A 15,507-nucleotide genomic window follows, 5' to 3' on the forward strand; every position below is an offset into this window, starting at 1 on the left:
AGGATAAACAAACACTTGTAATAGGATAAGACAAGGGTAAAATGAGGATTATAAGTAACTCACCGAGCAGGAGGAATGAATAGCTTATGCAAAGAGTAGTGATAACAGGTATGGGTGTCGTTTCCCCACTAGGTAATGAAGTGGACACGTTGTGGAAGAATTTGCTGGAAGGCAATTCAGGTATACGTAAAATTGATACATTCGATGTGTCCGATTTGAAAGCACAAATTGCTGGACTGGTACAGGATTTTGATGCAGAAAAGCAATGGGGACGTAAAGATGCTAGACGAATGGATCGGTTTACTCAGTTTGCATTATATGCGGCAGAACAAGCGCTTAAGGATTCCGGTCTGGAACTGGATCACACCGATTTGGAGCGTGTAGGTGTCTATGTGGGATCGGGAGTCGGCGGTTTGGATACGTTGGTGGACAATGTAGATGTTCTGCTACAACGTGGACCGGGTAGAGTTAGCCCGACGCTGGTACCCATGATGATCTCGAATATGGCTGCTGCTCAAATTAGTATCGCGTTTGGAGCGATGGGACCTACGCTTTCACCCGTGACGGCTTGCTCTATTGGGAATACAGCAATCGGAGAGGCATTTCGGACGATTCGAACAGGAGATGCGGATGTTATTTTTGCTGGTGGAGCTGAAGCGGCGGTGACTAGATTGGCCTTGGCAAGCTTCGCTAATGCGACTGCCTTGTCCACACGTAACGAGGAGCCTTCTATAGCAAGTCGACCTTTTGATCAGGATCGAGACGGCTTTGTCATGAGCGAAGGTGCAGGTATTCTGGTACTGGAGTCACTGGAACACGCTATCCGCCGTGGTGCGGAAATCTATGGTGAGGTCATCGGTTATGGAGCCAGTTCGGATGCTTATCACATGGTTGCACCGCATCCCGAAGGAACCGGAGCTTACTTGGCGATGAAAGCAGCCCTTCATTCGGCCCACATCTCCCCTGAAGAAGTGGACGTGATTAGCGCCCACGCAACGAGTACGTCTGTCGGGGATGCCGCTGAGACCCTTGCAATCCATAAGCTGTTTGGTGATTATGCCTATCAGATTCCGGTTACTGCGAATAAGTCCATGCTGGGTCATATGCTGGGAGCTGCGGGCGGGGTCGAAGCGATTGCGCTTGTGCAAAGCCTACGGGAAGGCATCATTCCACCAACGATGCATCTGGACAATCCGGACCCGGTTTGCGATCTGGATTATGTGCCTCACGAAGCGCGCAAGGCTCCACTAAATATTGGGCTATCTAATTCTTTCGGCTTCGGTGGTCATAATGCGGTCATTGTGCTGAAGCGCTACGAGTCATAATATGTAAGGAGTTATTGAAACCAAACCTCAGGCATTCTATCCGGCTGGATAGAGCACCTGAGGTTATTTTAATCGAAGAATAACAGATTCATTTTAGATAAGAGATAGAGTAAGATGAAGGAAAACATTTGGAGGGACGGGAAGCCATGGTTTTAATCAGGAACATACAACCAGCAGACGCTGAGGCTTATTGGAATTTGAGACTGGAAGCCCTACAAATGAACCCCGAAGCTTTTGGAACCTCCTATGAGGAAGCCGCACTAGTTCCGCTATCTGATGTGGTGAAGCAGATACAAAATAAACGAGATCATTACATACTTGGTGCATTTACAAAGGATCATCAGCTGGTTGGCATGACCGGGTTTAGAAGAGAGCAGAAAATAAAGACGTAGCATAAGGGAGCAATTTGGGGAGTTTATGTACCATCGACCTATCGAGGCCAGGGGATCGCTAAAAAACTTTTATTGGAAGTGATCAGCCAAGGTAGAAAAGTGGAAGGTTTGAAGCAAATCAACCTGAGTGTGGTGACTACCAATCAAGCTGCTGTTGAGCTGTATAAGAAATTGGGATTTGAAACCTATGGTATAGAAAAGAATGCTTTGGAATATCACGGTCAGGGATATGATGAGGAGTTCATGGCTTATTTTTATTAATGACGAAAGGTTTTGAAAAAATGAAAATTGACCGATTGCTTTCTATCGTCATTTTGCTGCTAAAGAAAAATAGAATACAAGCGAAGGAACTGGCTGATTTATATGAGGTTTCGATCCGGACGATCTATAGAGATATTGAAGCGATTAGTATGGCAGGTATTCCGGTGGTCACTTATCAGGGAGCCAACGGGGGAATCGGTCTTATGGAAGGATACCGCCTGGATCGCAGTATGCTGACGGATCATGATATAAAGGATATCGTGATGGGTTTGCAGAGTTTGTCCTCGTCGCTGGGCGGCCCGAATGTGTCGCGGTTACTTCATAAATTTGAAAGTATTATACCGGAATCTGGGAAAGAGCAATTTAGTGTCCATACCACACAGTTTATCGTCGATCATTCGGGATGGGGAAATCGGGCTGCGCAGGAAGGTAAATTGATAAAGGTGAAAGAAGCAATGAGCCAAGCACGTACTGTCGCCTTTACCTATCGAAATGCGGGGGGAGCCATAACAGAACGGAATGTTGAACCGCATACGCTCGTTCTGAAAGGACAACAATGGTTTGTATATGCATATTGTCCCGATAGGGAGCAGTTTCGTCTATTCAAACTTTCGCGCATGAGTGACCCTGTGGTTACAAAGACCGTTTTTGCTCGCAGGGATCTTTCTTATGAAGTGCTGCCGTGGAATGAGGAGCGGATGGAGGTATCCAGAGCTGTACAACCATTTACGCTGCAATTTAACCGTAACTCAAGGCATTTGGCGGAGGACTGGTTTGGTGTAGAAGCATTGACCGAGCAGGAGGAAGGGATCTATACGGTTTCGGTCCCGTTCCCCGAGGATGCATGGGCGTACGGATTTATTTTAAGCTTGGGACCGGATGTGGTTGTCAAAGAACCAGCCCATTTGCGGGACAAGATTCATAAGATGGCGCTGCGTATTGCATCTAATTATGAAGAAGTTCGGGAATCATAAAGGAAATCTTAGATTAAAGTAAAACAAACCTGACCCATAGTTGTCAGGTTTGTTTCGTTATACTGGTGGCATACCTAATATCAGTTAGCGAAAGGGGATTTACGAGGATGGATAAAGCTTGTCAAAGTTGCGGGATGCCGCTAGAGCATGAGGACCAATATGGAACGGATGCACAACATCATAAAACGGATGAGTATTGCAAGTATTGTTACAAGGAAGGCGAATTTGTACAGCCTGAATTGACTATGGAGGGAATGATTCAGCAGTGTGTGCCTATCCTAGTAGAGGAAGGGATGCAGGCAGAAGAAGCGACTTCGATGCTGCGCAATTACCTACCGTATTTAAAACGATGGCGGTCCCCAGAGGATACAGAGCTTCAACTTGATGGACCCATTCGGGAGGAGTACCGAGGTGAAATCCATTTAATTGGGTTGAAAGCACGTACAAATAATCAGAAGGAACAAACATCTCACGGGATCATTCCAAACATGTGGGAACGTTTTTGGAGTGAGGACGTGCCTGGTCGGATAAAGGAAAAAGCAGGACATGCTTCTGTCTATGGTTGCTATACTGACTATGAAAATGGAGCTTTGGGCGAGTATACGTTTTTTATCGGAAAGGAAGCGGATAAGGATTTCCAGACTCCTGATGACCTTCAGGAACTTGTCATTCCGGCTGCACGCTACGCCATTTTTCAGGCAACTCAGGAACCCTCTTCTATCTTCCGTGTATGGCAGACGATCTGGCAGTGGGCTGCCACGGGACAAGGGGAGCGGACATACACAGGTGATTTTGAAGTGTATGGCAGTCCTGATGAACCTGTTTTGATTTATATTGCAATCAAGTGATGATTTTGTCATGACAGAAGAGAACCGCCGGTCATTGTCGTGGACCCGGCGGTTTTTTCTGATTCAATCAATAGCAGTCTCCCCATCAAGTTGAACGTCGAGTTAAAGCCCAAAAGATGAGAGCCAGAGCACTGACACCAGCTCCTAATAGACACACCCCGTTCCATCCGGCATAGATGTACATATGAGTGGAAGCAATGGCACCGGTGGCGCTACCAATGGAATAAAATATCATGTAGCCTGCAGTAAGTCGGCTCCGTGCCTCAGGGCGCACATTGAAAATCAAGCTTTGGTTGGTGACATGTACAGCCTGTACCGCCAAGTCCAAAAGAATGACGCCAAGAACTAAAGCGAACAGAGAATGCTCGGTGTAGCGGATAGGTAACCAGGACAGCAGCAACACAACTAGTGCGATACCCGTCGTCCGTTGTCCCAAGCCCTGATCGGCAAGACGCCCTGCTCGTGCTGCTGCTAATGCCCCGGCGACTCCAGCCAGTCCAAAGGCCCCGATAGCAGTATGTGAAAGAGACAATGGGGGTGCACTGAGAGGTAACACAAGCGAAGTCCACAATATGCTGAACGCCGTAAAAATGAGCAATGCAAGGACAGCACGAATACGCAGAATTCGTTCTTGCAAGAATAGCACGATAACCGATCGGAGCAGCTGCGGATAGGAAAGTGTCGCACTTGTGGGTTCGTTCTTTGGCAACACCCGCAACAGAGTTCCAGCCATAAACAGCGTAAGTATAGCAGAAACAAGGTAAACTGAACGCCAGCCTGCCAGATCAGTTAATACACCGGCCACGGTTCGTGCCAGCAGAATGCCGATAACGACTCCACTGGTCACCAGACCTACGATACGCCCACGTTCAGTCGGATTAGCCAAGGTAGAGGCGAAAGCCACGAGTGTTTGAGTGACTACAGCCAGCAGACCAACCATTGCCATTCCTATAAGCAGTATTGTACGGGTAGGAGCAAAGCTAACCACAATTAGTGCCAGCACGGATAGCAGCATTTGCCCTGTAATCAGTCGCCGTCGATTCAAAAGATCGCCAAGCGGGACGAGCAGCAATAATCCCAACGCATAACAAATTTGCGTGATAGTAATGACCATGCCTACCGATGAGTGCGTAATGCCAAATTCGTTTGCCAGCGCATCCAGCAATGGCTGTGCATAGTAAATGTTAGCGACAGCCAGCCCGCAGGCTATGGCAAACAAGAGTGCCACAGATCGGGACAGGGAGGGAATGGGGACTGTTTCGGCAGCATTTGCTACCGTTTGATGAGGGAGGAGTACCGCTTTTTCTTCTGACGTCTTCATTTTCACATACCACGTCGCTTTCTGTAATTTACATACCGTTGAATATAATATACCGATTGGTATGTAATGAATTTAGGTCAATATAACTCGTGTATATATGAAATGTCAAGAGTTCATCATGTACATATTTGACAGTTTCTTATCGTGATCATACAATCTTAATATACTGAACGATATGAAAAGAAGGAGCTGCTTATGGTTCGACCACGGGAATTTGATGAAGATCAAGCGTTGGATGCAGCGATGCGAATTTTTTGGGAAAAGGGATTCGAGGCTACATCTTTAAGTGATTTAACCTCCAAAATGGGAATTCAGCGCCCTAGCATTTACGCTGCCTTTGGAGACAAGAAGCAATTATTTGAAGCCGCGCTGCGCAAATATACGCAATCCCACGCTGCTTATGTACGCTCTAGACTACAAAGCAATTCTTCTGTAAAAGAAGCGTTTTACAATTTTTTTGGAGGAGTCGTGGCAGAAGAGTACGAGGATGGGCCTAATAGAGGATGCTTTTGTATTAATACGATGGTAGAATTAGCCCCTCATGATGAGAAATTTGAGATTTTAACCAGAGAACATCAGATGTATCTTTCTGCCGTCTTTCAGGAAACCCTCGAGCGTGGTATAAGATCAGGAGAGCTGGAGGCTAGCATGGACGCACGAGCTCTGGCCCATACGATGGTCTCTTTGTTAATTGGGATTACCGTGATGATGAAATCACGTCCAGCGCGCTCTTTTGTGGATCAGTCGGTTACAACTTTACTTATATTACTCGATGGAAAATAGAAATGAAGGGAGGAAGCAGGGATGCCACAGATAAAGGCCGTTCAAACTTCAATTGGAGCATTGTATGGACGTGATGCAGTCTATTTGGACCATGTACATATGAATTATCCGAAGAAGGAGCTGGTTTTAAAGGGAGAAATTAATGGGGGGCTGGCAACGGAAGCAGCAGATGATTTTGTGCCCTATGAACTGATATTTACAGAAGTCTACTACTTCAACATGATTGAATTAGACGTCGCTTTGCACATGTCTGAACGGGAATATACGCAGGGCAGCAGCTTTGATGAGCTTACAGATACGCCATTATTAGCTACAATAGCAAGCGCGCGGGGGAAAAATCTAAAGCACTATATGCTGAAAACCTATGACGATATCGTAGAAATTGCTTGTGCTGACTATAAAATGGTTATATAACGAAGTTGTTTTTTACGAGAGGAGGAGGATTAATGAATACCCAAATTGAACTATTAAACGTGACAATACGTGTGATGCAAGGGGATATTACCCGTTGTAAGGCGGATATTATTGTCAATGCAGCCAATACAAGCTTGCTGGGTGGCGGTGGTGTAGATGGCGCGATTCATAGGGCTGGCGGTCCGGCTATCTTAGAAGATTGTGTAAGTATCAGAAACAAGCAGGGTGGATGTCCCGTAGGAGAGGCAGTTTATACCACAGCTGGCAAGCTGGATGCCCAACATGTTATTCATACCGTCGGCCCTGTGTGGAATGGTGGCGACCATCGGGAAGAGGAGCTATTGGCGAAATGCTACCATAATGCACTCCAATTAGCTTTAAAACTGAATGCACGAAGCATTGCCTTTCCGAATATCAGCACAGGCATCTACCGTTTCCCGAAAGAAAAGGCGGCGGATATTGCTATACAGGAAGTGACACGTTTTGTACGTGAACATGCGGCTTTGAATGAGATTGTTTTTGTTTGTTTTGATGCGGAAAATGCTCAGTTATACAGCCGTAAGTTACAAGATGGTGTTAACGATATTCAAAAAGATACAGTTGAATGAGAGAATACAGGAGTAGAAATTAGGGGGGATCATGAATGCATGAGGAGCAAAACCAGGAACATTGGCCGGTGTGGGCTACGGAGCCTGTAAAAATAGTGAATCCTGATCCTGCCTGGTCAGAGCAGGGTTTAAAGATCATTCACCAGTTGCGGGAGTTATTACTGCCGTTTAAGGTGACGGAAATCGAACATATAGGAAGCACGGCAATTCCCAATCTTTCCGCTAAGCCCATTATTGACATAATGGCAAAATTAGAATCTTGGGATCAACTGGAACGGATCGTGTCTGCTTTACAACCAGCAGGCTGGAACTATGTTCCGCCTGAATTGGACGGTCGGGAATGGAGAAGATTTTTGGTTAAAGTGGAACAGGATCAAAGAAAGGGACATCTGCATCTCATACTGAAATCTGATGAGCATTGGGATCGGCAGCTATTGTTTCGGAACCGACTTCGTGAACAGCCTGAGCTGATTCAGCAATATGATGTATTAAAAAGGCGGCTGGCGATGGAAAATCAGCATGATCGTGAAGCGTACACGGAGGCCAAGACTGATTTTGTGCAAAACGTTCTGAATACCGGACATCCTAAAGATTAGAATGTCCGGACTCCCGGGTACTTTCCGACCAAGCGCCGAAATCTCCGACATTTGTTATTGCCGTGTAGGGGAATGGCCGGAAGGCTTGCCAGCACACCAGAAAAAGCTTATTCAGAAGCTACTACAATAGTGTTCATCCAGTACTCATGTTCATTTCGTGATAGGAAAATCGTATTTATAGACGTTTCAAGAATGCGCTGATGCGTTCCAAAGCCATTTCCAGCTGTTCTCGCGATGACGCGTACGAGCAGCGGATAAAGCCCTCGCCGCCTGGGCCAAATGCGGAACCGGGTACAGTAATGACTCCTTCTTCTTCCAGCAACCGCTTGGCAAACTGCTCTGAGCTTAACCCTGTGTGCATAATGGAAGGAAAAGCATAGAAGGCACCGTTTGGTTCGTGACATGGCAGTCCTGTCTGACATAGGCCTTCAACGAACCATTTTCTACGCAGATTGTAAGATTCCATCATACGATCTTTTTCCTCCAGCCCGTTACGGAGGGATTCAATAGCGGCAATTTGCCCGATAATAGGAGCGCACATGGCGGTATATTGATGAATCTTCAGCATAGCTGAAATCAACTCTCTTGGGCCACACACATAGCCGACCCTCCAGCCTGTCATCGCAAATGCTTTGGAAAAGCCGCTAATGAGCAGGGTACGCTCTTTCATTCCCGGCAGAGAAGCGAAGCTTACATGCTTCTGTCCATAGGTCAGTTCAGCATATATTTCGTCTGATATAACGACAAGATTATGCTCCTCAACCAGGCGGGCAATCGGCAACCAATCCTCATAGGTCATTACCCCACCCGTCGGATTATTCGGATAACAGAGAATAAGCACTTTGGATCGTGGAGTCAGCTTGGCTTGGAGTGCCTCAGCTGTTAGCTTGAACTGCTGATCCGCAGAGGTTTCAACCGTTACGGTATGTCCTCCGTTCAGAAACGTGATGGGCGAATACGAAATATAACATGGAGCCGGAATGAGTATTTCATCGTGTGCGGTGATCAAAGCGCGTAGTGCCAAATCCAGTGCTTCACTGCTTCCAATGGTAACCATGATTTCATCTGTCGGGTTGTAGGATGTGCTAAAGCTGCTCTCCAGATACCCGGCAATCTCCTCACGAAGCTCAGGAAGTCCAGCATTCGGTGTGTATGATGTTTTACCATTTTCCAGTGCTGTGATACAGGCCTTTCTGACATGTTGAGGGGTTACAAAGTCAGGTTCACCGACACCAAGCGATACAATATCTTTTCTGCCTGTACTATATTCAAAAAACTTACGGATGCCTGAAGGTGGCATTTCCCGTACAGCTGGAGTCAAAAAATCGGTTATAGATACTGCTGTCGATACATTTGTCATGATGATTTCCTCCTTTTTGAAAAACAAAAAAACCCGCCCCTGTAAAAGGGACGAGTTTATACCCGTGTTACCACCCTAGTTTCATTCCATACGAAATGACACTCTGTTCACGTATCCATCAATACGTGTTCCGGTTAACGCTGGAAAGGCGGCAGAGCTTACTTCAGGTTCAGCCCGCTTCTCAGAGATGGCATTCGGCTACCCTCGGAATGTTGGCTTTCACCTGCCCCAACTCTCTGCAAATCCGCTGTATAGCTTACTCGTTCTCGTCATTGAAATTTGTTACCGTATCAAGTTAGGTGTAATTATAAGCACAACATTTCAGGATGGCAAGTCTTTTTTTATAAACCTTAAAGACAGATCATCATTATTGACGACTGGAAAATAACGTATATAGTGGTATCAAGGGGATTGTGCCCCAGATTTCAATGTGTTATATGACTATATTGCCAGAGAGGAATGGTATCCATATGAACGTATTTGAACGCTTTAGCGGTAAAGTTTTGCCGGCGGATTGGAGTTGGATCAATGAGCCGGCTGAATGGAGATTCGATGATTCCAAGTCTTTGCAAATTTCTGCACCTTCACAGGCAGATTTCTTTAGAGATCCGTCTGGCGCAACGGTAAAATCGTCCGCACCCTTTTTGCATACAACGCTTCAAGGTGATTTTACAATATGGACGAGGGTTCGTGTTGATATGAAGCAGCCTTATGATTCAGGATGCTTGATGATGATGGCGGATGATACCCACTGGGCTAAGCTGTGTTTTGAATATTTTGAAAGCACTCCATCTATTCTTAGTGTGGTCACTCGGGATACATCCGATGATTGTGTCTCTGGGGCGATGGACGTGTCCAATCCGTATTTACGAGTGGCACGAGCTGGAAATTGCTTTGCATTTCATTATTCATCAGACGGTCAGCATTGGAAGCTGGCGAGATATTTTGGTATGAATGTTCCTAACCAGCTCAAAGTCGGAGTTGTTGCTCAATCTCCGGTGGGGGAGGGCTGTGCTGTTACCTTTGATGCCTTGACGATAACAACCCATGTATCCGAGGACATACGAAACGTGGAGTAAATAGACAAAGGTCCTCTCTAAATATGAAAGCGCTATAAAATAGGGCTTAAGAAGACGTATATACGCATACTTAGGCAGGAGGTAGATGGAAACTTGCTGTTAAGAAGGAAGGGTTACAAGCTGCCCAGTTTGTTGGGAGTGCTGCTTGTAGCTACGTTGGGCTGTTTCGGACTCATTATGTATTTACAGTCCACAAGCGGAACAAGGATGTATCAATTTCTGTATTGGGATATATTCCTGGCCTGGGTTCCGGTCTTTATCACTCTGGGAATGATGGCTTTAACCCGACTACGAAGTACAAAAGTGAGAAGTATTCTTTTATTTTTCTCCTCAATTGTATGGTTGTTTTTTCTGCCGAATGCTCTTTATTTGGTGACTGAGTTACTTCATGCGTTTCGTTTTTACGATGTGAATCCTGATACACGTTTTTGGTTGAACACACAATTTTGGTTAATCTTATTTACGTCTTTTTCAGCAGCAGGGCTTGGCCTTTTTCTTACATCCCTTTGTGTATTGGTGATCCACCATATGCTGAGGAGGATTTGTTCAGGTGGGCTCGCATGGGCTGTAGTATTTGTGTTGTTGTGGCTAGCCAGCATAGGCGTATATATTGGTAGATTTGCTCGCTGGAATAGCTGGGACATATTATTGCAGCCACTGGTGCTCCTTACGGATATTTGGAGATGGGGAGTACATGCAGTACCAAGGCTTCATTTACTGTCCTTTTGCTGGTTGGTGTTTGGGATAGCAGTCATTTTTTATTTATTGATCTACATCTCTTTAAGTGAGGATCAGGATATTTAGGCCGAGGACATGTATTCAATGAATACAGGCTTCGGCCTATTTTTACATGTGGCGTGTCAGGAGTTGGCGTTGTCCTCTCCGTGCACATCATAAAGCACACGCACAAGCAGATCCTGACTGAAATTCCCAAATCTTTTGCCGAAAATAGTAAGCCCACCTTTGTTTTCCGATTGATCGGTTACGGATAAGCGGAGTGTAATGTCGCTTTTATAGTTAAGGTTAATATCGTCAATTGTGACTTCGGAAATGCGGCACCCGTCAATGAAGCTGCCTTGCTGATTGATGCGAATTAATTTGAGCATACCATATTGATTTAAATGCGGTGGCCACCAATCTGGATTGAGAACCCCCGGCACTTCTCCAAAATCTCCGGCGCTGGTCCAGTGCCCAATAGAAATACCGTTAATGTGAAAACAAATGTCGGAGGGATATTCCTCACAATAGCAGGGTGCTTCTGAGCCTAGTTCTGCGGAGAATTGAATTTCTTTAAAGGATTGATTCGCTTTCAAATAGTTGGGGATGCGGTATTCCAAAAAGCCTTCGGCCATCCAGATCATTTCCGACTCCAGCCGCCCGGGATCTGCAAAATAGCGTGGATCATCAAAATCGCCGATAATGCTGTCTCGGGTCACCAATCCACAAGTGGGGAACGCTTGATAGTTACTGTAATGGCCTACGCGAATCTCAACCTCATACACATTTTTTTGTTCTCTGCTGCGCAAATCTACCATCAGCTTATCCTTGTTCAAATAACACATTTTTCGGGTACCGTGCTTGCCACTCACGGTATTGATCTCCACAAGACCGCATTCTTCCAATTTTCGAATATGCATTGTAATGGTACCGTTACTCAAATTAAGTTTATTGGCAATGTCATTCATACTTTGTCCCTGGTAAGCAAGTAACTCGAGAATTTGAATGCGGATTTCTGAACCCAGTGCTTTAAAAATATCTAACCCTGATATTAAGTTCTTAATATAAATCATAGCTATAGACCATCCTTATCTATAAAAATTGTAATGTAAGCGCTTATATATTTACTTTGATTTATGTTAAAATAAAATCAAAAAGAAGTAAACTGCTTTTTTGTAAATTTTTTTTACTAAACCAAGAGGGGAGCGAATTGAACTCCAAATTAGGGATTACTTCATAAATAAATCGTATTTAAGATTTATTTCTAGTTTTTTTGATGTGAATAAACTTAAATACGATTTAATTTTGCTTTCCATGTTACTCTAACCTATGTTTTATAACTATTTAAAAAGATTGAAAAATACATTGACGAACCGAGGAAAGGCATGCTATATTTTGTTTGTAAACGAATTCATTATTGATAAAGAAAAATGTTAATTATACGGTACATGAGAGGGATGATAATCACAGCGGCAATCAACAACGGGTTGTGTACCGCACAGTTAAAGATTAGGCCGAGTGGTATGAAGTTATTTTAGCACCGATTGTATGCGGTTTCATTTAAATTTAGGAGGGGTCGCGTTGATAAAGAAAAAAGGTTTTGCAATAACAATGGTTGTTCTGTTGTTAATGGTGGCTGCACTGGCTGGTTGTAGTGGGGGAAGTTCCAGTAGTGATGGAAGTAAGGAACTGACATTCATGTTCCGTGGTGGAACAGATGAACAAAAGGCTTATAAGGAAGTAATCAAGAAATTTGAAGAGGAACATCCTGGCGTAAAGGTTAAAATGGTCGTGACGGCAGCAGATCAATATGCTACAAAGCTTAGAGCTGCGATTACAGGAAACAACCTCCCAGATATCTTTTATTTTGCCCCTGGAGATGTGAAAGCTTATGTAAACAGTGGGGTGTTGAAGAATCTCACTCCTTACATTGAGAAGAACAAGGATATTAAACTGGATAACATCTGGAAATATGGTATAGATTTGTATCGCTATGACGGCAAAATGGCCGGTCAAGGAGATATTTACGGTATGCCGAAGGACTTAGGTCCATTCGCACTCGGCTACAACAAAACGATGTTCGAAAAAGCGGGCGTTCCATTGCCTGACAAAGACAAACCGTATACATGGGATGAATTTATCAAGGTTAGCCAAGAGTTGACCAAGGATACCAATGGTGACGGCAAGCCAGATCAATACGGTACAGGCTTTAACGTTCAGTGGGCATTGCAAGCCTTTGTATGGAGTAATGGGGCGGATTGGCTGGATGAGAGCAAAACTAAAGTAACGATTGATGATCCGAAATTTGCGGAAGCGCTTCAGTACTTTGCTGATATGCAAAATAAATATAAAATCACACCTGGTATTGAACAATCACAAACATTGGACACATACCAACGTTGGATGAAGGGCGAAATGGCATTCTTCCCGGTAGGTCCTTGGGATATGAGTACATTTGAAAAACTGCCATTTGAATATGATTTGCTGCCGTTCCCAGCCGGATCGACTGGTAAATCGGCAACATGGATTGGTTCTCTGGGTATCGGCGTTTCCTCTAAAACAAAATACCCGGATGAAGCTGTTGAACTGGTTAACTATCTGACAACTTCTAAAGAAGGTATGAAGCAGCTCGTAGATGCCAAGGTACAAATTCCGAATCTGTTAGACATGGCTGATGAATGGTCCAAAGATACGAAAACCAAGCCTAACAATAAACAAGAGTTTATTGATATCGTGAATGACTATGGACGCTCATTACCAGGCAACTATACGTATAATGCAGAATGGTACGATATTTTCTTCACAGATATTCAACCTGTGCTGGATGGTAAAATTACGGCGGCAGATTATGTGAAACAAGAACAACCGAAGATGCAGAAACTGCTGGATAAAGCGGTGGAGCAAGAGAAAAAATCACAGAAATAATGCGTAAATAGAGGAAAAAGGGATGATGTTAGTGGCTAAATATCATGCTGCTAACATCATCTTCATTCCAAATTAGAAACAGAGGTGAGCCCTGTGATAACCAAATCTAATCTCTACCGCAAAGAGAAGGTATATGGATACTTATTTATTCTTCCACCTATTCTCGGTCTGCTAATCTTTACGTTATTCCCGTTTGTCTATTCGTTATACGGCTCTTTTACAGACTGGGACGGATTGGGACAAATGAACTTTATTGGCCTCGACAATTTTAAAGATTTATTTAGCGATGAGCTCTTTTATAAATCGATGTACAATACTCTTTTCTTAATGCTGGGTATTCCGATTGGTCTTGTACTAGCTTTACTGCTGGCACTAGGTTTGAATCGCAAGATTCCAGGTACGACAACATTTCGTGTGATTTACTATATCCCGGTTATTTCTTCGTTGGCTGCCGTTTCTATTATGTGGAACTGGGCATACAACGGAGACTATGGTTTGGTGAACCAATTCCTCGAAATATTCGGTATTAAGGGTCCTAACTGGCTGATGGATAAAGATACGGTCAAACCGGCCTTGATTCTCATGACCGTCTGGAAGGGTCTTGGATATACGATGCTGCTATATTTGGCAGCCCTGCAAAGCGTATCTCGCTCTTATTATGAAGCAGCAGAGCTAGATGGAGCTAGCGGATTCCAGATGTTCCGCAATATTACATGGCCAATGGTGAAACCAGTAACCTTCTTCCTAGTCGTAACTAATATCATTGGTGGTTCGCAAATCTTTACTGAAATGAACATTATGACACCTACAGGGGGTCCGGAATACTCATCCGCCTCAATCGTCTTTTATATTTGGGATAAGGCATTTAAAAACCTGCAAATGGGATATGCCTCCGCGATGGCTATGATTCTCGGCATCTTCATTTTTATCGTAACTTTGATTCAATTTAAAATGAATGAAAAATCGTCCTTTGATGGGGATTGATTTTCGCGGAAAGGAGTGAGTCTGATTATGTCCCATAGTCAAAAAACGAAAGTTACCAATATCATTATCTTTATTGTACTAGCGATTGGAGCGATTGTGATGATCGCGCCGCTGCTTTGGATGCTGTCCACTTCGGTGAAAGAAAAGCAGGATGTCTTTGCTCTTCCACCAGTATGGATACCAGAGGTGTTCCAGTTTGGCAAGTATAAGGAAATTTGGGAAGCAGGACCTTTGTTAAGCGGGATCAAGAACAGCGTGATTGTGGCTGTAAGTGTTACCGTTGTAGGTACCTTCACATCCAGTGTGGCCGCTTTTGCATTTGCAAAGCTGAGATTCCCTCATAAAAACAAACTGTTTTTGGCACTCATCGCATCTATGATGATTCCATACCCAACGGTTATGATTCCACAGTTTATGATGTTTTCCAAACTTGGCTGGGTCGATACACTTTTGCCTCTGATCGTTCCAGGTTTGTTCGGAAATGTAGTTATGATCTTTTTCCTGCGGCAGTACTTGCTTAGCGTACCGGATGCCATTATCGAAGCTGCGAAAATTGACGGAAGTTCTTATTTCCGACTCTATTCGTCGATTACATTCCCGCTCATTAAGCCGGCAGTTGCGGCACAGCTTATTTTATGGTTCATGGGGATTTGGAACGATTATTTGGCACCGATTATTTACTTGAACTCACCAGAAACGCAAACATTGCAGCTGGTTATCGCGAATTTTAATGCGACTTACGCCATTCAGACGGACTATCCGCTTATTATGGCAGCATCGATTATAGCCTTGTTACCTGTACTGATTATATTCTTGATCTTCCAAAAACAAATTATTGAATCGGTTGCCATTTCGGGTGTCAAAGGCTAATTGACACTTGGAGGGGACGGATGAATGATGTATGGCAGTCACCATATGTA

17 protein-coding genes and 1 other annotated feature are annotated in these 15,507 nt (G+C 44.3%); of the genes, 14 read left to right on the forward strand and 3 right to left on the reverse strand.

Going from position 1 to position 15,507, the window contains the following annotated elements; translation table 11 throughout:
- Nucleotides 1–86 precede the first annotated feature (86 nt).
- The 5 genes from fabF to NLX74_RS02615 all read left to right on the forward strand — a co-directional run bounded on the left by fabF (nucleotide 87) and on the right by NLX74_RS02615 (nucleotide 3,800).
- Nucleotides 87–1,325 carry a beta-ketoacyl-ACP synthase II gene (fabF, locus tag NLX74_RS02595; RefSeq protein ID WP_235308046.1) on the forward strand — a complete coding sequence of 413 codons (1,239 nt, stop codon included), beginning with the start codon at nucleotides 87–89 and terminating at the stop codon, nucleotides 1,323–1,325.
- Between the two features lie 146 nt (nucleotides 1,326–1,471).
- Nucleotides 1,472–1,717 (forward strand): GNAT family N-acetyltransferase, encoded by a 246-nt coding sequence (locus NLX74_RS02600; protein ID WP_235308047.1) that lies wholly within the window; start codon nucleotides 1,472–1,474, stop codon nucleotides 1,715–1,717.
- A 12-nt stretch (nucleotides 1,718–1,729) separates the two neighbouring features.
- Nucleotides 1,730–1,978 (forward strand): GNAT family N-acetyltransferase, encoded by a 249-nt coding sequence (locus NLX74_RS02605; protein ID WP_336076995.1) that lies wholly within the window; start codon nucleotides 1,730–1,732, stop codon nucleotides 1,976–1,978.
- Nucleotides 1,979–1,998: 20 nt separating this feature from the next.
- Nucleotides 1,999–2,952, forward strand: a complete 954-nt coding sequence (locus tag NLX74_RS02610; RefSeq protein ID WP_235308370.1) for a helix-turn-helix transcriptional regulator — start codon at nucleotides 1,999–2,001, stop codon at nucleotides 2,950–2,952.
- Nucleotides 2,953–3,059: 107 nt separating this feature from the next.
- Entirely contained in the window at nucleotides 3,060–3,800 is a 741-nt protein-coding gene (locus NLX74_RS02615) for a zinc ribbon domain-containing protein (protein ID WP_235308048.1), read from the forward strand.
- Nucleotides 3,801–3,885: 85 nt separating this feature from the next.
- Here NLX74_RS02615 and NLX74_RS02620 read toward each other — a convergent pair whose 3' ends face one another.
- The gene (locus tag NLX74_RS02620) at nucleotides 3,886–5,121 is read right to left on the reverse strand and encodes an MFS transporter (RefSeq protein ID WP_254327861.1); all 1,236 of its coding nucleotides are present in this window, start codon (nucleotides 5,119–5,121) and stop codon (nucleotides 3,886–3,888) included.
- Nucleotides 5,122–5,316: 195 nt separating this feature from the next.
- Here NLX74_RS02620 and NLX74_RS02625 point away from each other — a divergent pair, with 195 nt between their 5' ends.
- The 4 genes from NLX74_RS02625 to NLX74_RS02640 are packed head-to-tail and all read left to right on the forward strand — an operon-like array spanning nucleotide 5,317 to nucleotide 7,522.
- Nucleotides 5,317–5,904, forward strand: a complete 588-nt coding sequence (locus tag NLX74_RS02625; RefSeq protein WP_254327862.1) for a TetR/AcrR family transcriptional regulator — start codon at nucleotides 5,317–5,319, stop codon at nucleotides 5,902–5,904.
- Nucleotides 5,905–5,925: 21 nt separating this feature from the next.
- Nucleotides 5,926–6,318, forward strand: a complete 393-nt coding sequence (locus tag NLX74_RS02630; protein ID WP_254327863.1) for a hypothetical protein — start codon at nucleotides 5,926–5,928, stop codon at nucleotides 6,316–6,318.
- 32 nt (nucleotides 6,319–6,350) lie between these two features.
- Nucleotides 6,351–6,926 carry an O-acetyl-ADP-ribose deacetylase gene (locus NLX74_RS02635; RefSeq protein ID WP_254327864.1) on the forward strand — a complete coding sequence of 192 codons (576 nt, stop codon included), beginning with the start codon at nucleotides 6,351–6,353 and terminating at the stop codon, nucleotides 6,924–6,926.
- A 35-nt stretch (nucleotides 6,927–6,961) separates the two neighbouring features.
- Nucleotides 6,962–7,522: a GrpB family protein gene (locus NLX74_RS02640; RefSeq protein WP_254327865.1), complete on the forward strand. Its 561-nt coding sequence runs from the start codon at nucleotides 6,962–6,964 to the stop codon at nucleotides 7,520–7,522.
- Between the two features lie 175 nt (nucleotides 7,523–7,697).
- Here NLX74_RS02640 and NLX74_RS02645 read toward each other — a convergent pair whose 3' ends face one another.
- Complete coding sequence (locus NLX74_RS02645; protein ID WP_061828572.1) at nucleotides 7,698–8,882, reverse strand: aminotransferase class I/II-fold pyridoxal phosphate-dependent enzyme; 1,185 nt, start codon at nucleotides 8,880–8,882, stop codon at nucleotides 7,698–7,700.
- 43 nt (nucleotides 8,883–8,925) lie between these two features.
- Nucleotides 8,926–9,164 (reverse strand) — a binding site (T-box leader).
- A 188-nt stretch (nucleotides 9,165–9,352) separates the two neighbouring features.
- Here NLX74_RS02645 and NLX74_RS02650 point away from each other — a divergent pair.
- Both NLX74_RS02650 and NLX74_RS02655 read left to right on the forward strand, forming a co-directional pair.
- Nucleotides 9,353–9,961, forward strand: coding sequence for a DUF1349 domain-containing protein (locus NLX74_RS02650; protein WP_254327866.1), 609 nt, complete (start codon nucleotides 9,353–9,355; stop codon nucleotides 9,959–9,961).
- 93 nt (nucleotides 9,962–10,054) lie between these two features.
- Nucleotides 10,055–10,765, forward strand: a complete 711-nt coding sequence (locus NLX74_RS02655) for a DUF1361 domain-containing protein (protein WP_254327867.1) — start codon at nucleotides 10,055–10,057, stop codon at nucleotides 10,763–10,765.
- 56 nt (nucleotides 10,766–10,821) lie between these two features.
- Here the strand turns inward: NLX74_RS02655 and NLX74_RS02660 are convergent, their stop codons facing one another.
- A complete protein-coding gene (locus NLX74_RS02660) occupies nucleotides 10,822–11,751 on the reverse strand; it encodes an ArsR/SmtB family transcription factor (RefSeq protein ID WP_254327868.1) in 930 nt (309 codons plus the stop codon).
- A 508-nt stretch (nucleotides 11,752–12,259) separates the two neighbouring features.
- On the opposite strand from NLX74_RS02660, the gene NLX74_RS02665 reads away from it, so the two are divergent.
- From NLX74_RS02665 to NLX74_RS02675, 3 genes are all read left to right on the forward strand, one after another.
- On the forward strand, nucleotides 12,260–13,603 hold the full coding sequence (locus NLX74_RS02665; protein ID WP_029516750.1) for an ABC transporter substrate-binding protein: 1,344 nt from the start codon (nucleotides 12,260–12,262) through the stop codon (nucleotides 13,601–13,603).
- Between the two features lie 93 nt (nucleotides 13,604–13,696).
- Nucleotides 13,697–14,587, forward strand: a complete 891-nt coding sequence (locus NLX74_RS02670; RefSeq protein ID WP_013309768.1) for a carbohydrate ABC transporter permease — start codon at nucleotides 13,697–13,699, stop codon at nucleotides 14,585–14,587.
- Between the two features lie 27 nt (nucleotides 14,588–14,614).
- The gene (locus NLX74_RS02675) at nucleotides 14,615–15,457 is read left to right on the forward strand and encodes a carbohydrate ABC transporter permease (RefSeq protein WP_025723511.1); all 843 of its coding nucleotides are present in this window, start codon (nucleotides 14,615–14,617) and stop codon (nucleotides 15,455–15,457) included.
- Nucleotides 15,458–15,507 lie beyond the last annotated feature (50 nt).

The sequence above is a fragment of the Paenibacillus sp. MZ03-122A genome, assembly GCF_024213325.1.
Taxonomy (GTDB): domain Bacteria; phylum Bacillota; class Bacilli; order Paenibacillales; family Paenibacillaceae; genus Paenibacillus; species Paenibacillus polymyxa_B.

Excerpts from the sequence above, each read along its gene's own strand:
- fabF (WP_235308046.1), top strand. The coding sequence starts at position 87 with ATGCAAAGAGTAGTGATAACAGGTATGGGTGTCGTTTCCCCACTAGGT.
- NLX74_RS02600 (WP_235308047.1), top strand. The coding sequence starts at position 1,472 with ATGGTTTTAATCAGGAACATACAACCAGCAGACGCTGAGGCTTATTGG.
- NLX74_RS02610 (WP_235308370.1), top strand. The coding sequence starts at position 1,999 with ATGAAAATTGACCGATTGCTTTCTATCGTCATTTTGCTGCTAAAGAAA.
- NLX74_RS02615 (WP_235308048.1), top strand. The coding sequence starts at position 3,060 with ATGGATAAAGCTTGTCAAAGTTGCGGGATGCCGCTAGAGCATGAGGAC.
- NLX74_RS02620 (WP_254327861.1), bottom strand. The coding sequence starts at position 5,121 with ATGAAGACGTCAGAAGAAAAAGCGGTACTCCTCCCTCATCAAACGGTA.
- NLX74_RS02625 (WP_254327862.1), top strand. The coding sequence starts at position 5,317 with ATGGTTCGACCACGGGAATTTGATGAAGATCAAGCGTTGGATGCAGCG.
- NLX74_RS02630 (WP_254327863.1), top strand. The coding sequence starts at position 5,926 with ATGCCACAGATAAAGGCCGTTCAAACTTCAATTGGAGCATTGTATGGA.
- NLX74_RS02635 (WP_254327864.1), top strand. The coding sequence starts at position 6,351 with ATGAATACCCAAATTGAACTATTAAACGTGACAATACGTGTGATGCAA.
- NLX74_RS02640 (WP_254327865.1), top strand. The coding sequence starts at position 6,962 with ATGCATGAGGAGCAAAACCAGGAACATTGGCCGGTGTGGGCTACGGAG.
- NLX74_RS02645 (WP_061828572.1), bottom strand. The coding sequence starts at position 8,882 with ATGACAAATGTATCGACAGCAGTATCTATAACCGATTTTTTGACTCCA.
- NLX74_RS02650 (WP_254327866.1), top strand. The coding sequence starts at position 9,353 with ATGAACGTATTTGAACGCTTTAGCGGTAAAGTTTTGCCGGCGGATTGG.
- NLX74_RS02660 (WP_254327868.1), bottom strand. The coding sequence starts at position 11,751 with ATGATTTATATTAAGAACTTAATATCAGGGTTAGATATTTTTAAAGCA.
- NLX74_RS02675 (WP_025723511.1), top strand. The coding sequence starts at position 14,615 with ATGTCCCATAGTCAAAAAACGAAAGTTACCAATATCATTATCTTTATT.